Origin of the sequence: Bathymodiolus platifrons methanotrophic gill symbiont (genome assembly GCF_002189065.1) — a bacterium.
In the GTDB taxonomy this organism is placed as follows: domain Bacteria; phylum Pseudomonadota; class Gammaproteobacteria; order Methylococcales; family Methylomonadaceae; genus Methyloprofundus.
In genome coordinates this window covers 1-2,009 of sequence record NZ_BDMN01000409.1, presented here as the reverse complement: position 1 = coordinate 2,009, position 2,009 = coordinate 1, and the positions used below count along the sequence as shown (strand labels likewise).

The 2,009-nt window shown below is 39.0% G+C and carries 4 protein-coding genes; 3 read left to right on the top strand and 1 reads right to left on the bottom strand.

Features of this window, described 5'->3' with window-relative positions; all coding sequences use genetic code 11:
- A partial coding sequence (def, locus tag CDZ78_RS18395) for a peptide deformylase (protein WP_087871282.1) occupies positions 1-297 on the bottom strand: 297 nt, incomplete at its 3' end.
- Between the two features lie 154 nt (positions 298-451).
- On the opposite strand from def, the gene CDZ78_RS18390 reads away from it, so the two are divergent.
- The 3 genes from CDZ78_RS18390 to CDZ78_RS18380 all read left to right on the top strand — a co-directional run.
- Entirely contained in the window at positions 452-1,285 is an 834-nt protein-coding gene (locus CDZ78_RS18390; RefSeq protein WP_087871281.1) for a LysM peptidoglycan-binding domain-containing protein, read from the top strand.
- 74 nt (positions 1,286-1,359) lie between these two features.
- Positions 1,360-1,632, top strand: coding sequence for a hypothetical protein (locus tag CDZ78_RS18385; RefSeq protein ID WP_087871280.1), 273 nt, complete (start codon positions 1,360-1,362; stop codon positions 1,630-1,632).
- A partial coding sequence (locus tag CDZ78_RS18380; protein ID WP_444979217.1) for an ISAzo13-like element transposase-related protein occupies positions 1,551-2,009 on the top strand: 459 nt, incomplete at its 3' end. The genes CDZ78_RS18385 and CDZ78_RS18380, both read left to right, overlap by 82 nt.

The following is a 2,009-nucleotide window of genomic DNA, read 5'->3' as shown; positions in this document are numbered from 1 at the left end:
TTCAAAAACACCCGGCACCGACAAACACCCTTCATCAGATTCTTCTTCTCCCATTTGCTTAATAATTTCTGGATTAATTAAGCAAAGCGGATTATTTTTATCTTCACTTGTATCTATAACAATAATACGTTTATGTATATCTACCTGGGTTGCCGCCAAACCCACGCCATGCGCCTCATACATAGTCTCCAACATATCATCAACCAAGCTCTCAATCGCCTTATCTACATTCACTACAGGCTTTGCTACGGTACGCAAACGGGGATCAGGAAACTCAAGAATTGACAAAATACTCACTAAACTCTCCAACAATAATTATTTATGACTGGAATTCTATCCGAAATCATCTAAACTTTATACTTAGCAAGCTCAGTGTTGCCTATTTTTTAATAAAAAAATCGTGCACAACAACACTAAGTCACTAATTTTTGAATGATTGGAATAAAAAAACATGGCTTCTAAAGCAATTATAGGACTTATTCTCTCCCTGACTTTTAGTCTTTCCAGCCTGGCTGATGTGGTTAAATTTAAAACCTCGCATCCTACCAGCTATGTCGTTGTTAAAGGTGATACCCTTTGGGATATATCAGCTAAATTTCTAAGAGATCCGTGGCAATGGCCTAATGTATGGAAACACAATGGCCAGATCAAAAACCCACACCTCATTTACCCTGGAGATGTCATCACGCTTTGCTTCGTTGATGGCAAACTCATGCTCTGCGTAGACAATGAAGGTGATGACCAGCGCATGCTATACCCTCATATGCGCTCAACTGACAGTGATGAAGCGATTCAAATGATTCCTTTCGAAGCCATCAGACCCTACCTAAGCTCTCCAAAAGTAGTTAGCAAAGATGAGCTGGAAAAAGCGCCTTATATTATCGATTTTTCTGGCGAGCATCTAGTCGCAGGCGCAGGCGATGAGATTTTCGTGCGTACTATTTTAAAACCCGAGTATCTTGCCTACTCCACTTACCGCCCAGGTGACGCATACATAGATCCAGATACTGATGAGATTTTAGGTTATGAAGCCATCTATGTTGGTGATAATGTCATTGTTCACCTGGGAGATCCAGCAACCTTACGCATTTTAAGCACTGACATTGAGGTTCGTCGTGGCGATCGGGTTATGCCTACCTCAGAAAAGGATATTGCATTTAACTATTCCCCAAAACCACCGGCTAAATTTATTCAAGGATCCATTATCAGTGTCCTCAATGGTGTTCAGGAAATTGGCACCTATGACATTATTATCTTAAGGAATGTGCACGAAATAACTTCCTGAAGCAGCCAAGCTTGAATAATGAAATATCTCCCCTAAATTAAGGTTATCTTAATTTATTACTCAGTGGTTGTCTTATGTCGTTTCCTTATAAAAAAAATATCGAAAAGTCGATGAAGAAATTTTATGACTCACTTTGTGAAAAAAATAAGCGACGGTATGCCGCCATTGAAAGTGAAAAATTATCTCATGGTAGCGTTAACTATATTTCAGCTTTATTAGAGTGTGACCCAAAAACTATCCGCCAAGGAAAAAAAGAACTCACCGAATTAGAACTGGATATAACAGGAATCAGACAACCTGGAGGCGGTCGAAAAAAAAGACCTCTACCCCTGAATACAGTGGAATAGATCAAGACTTTTTAGATATTCTTCAACAGCATACAGCAGGCAATCCAATGAATTCATCTATTAGGTGGACTTATCTAAAGCCGCGTGAAATCGTCAGTGAATTATTAAAAAAGGGTTATTCTGTCAGTCGTAATATCGTTCGATATTTATTAAAAAAACATGAATATGTTAAGCGCAAAGCCCAGAAAAACATTACGATGGGTGGTCATCCTGACCGCAATGCTCAATTTGAAAATATTACCCAATTGAAGCAGGACTACCTGGATGCGGGAAACCCTGTTATTAGTATGGATACCAAAAAGAAAGAGTTATTGGGTACTTTTTATCGTAATGGATCGCTCTATACACAAGCAGCCATTCAAACGAATGATCATGAT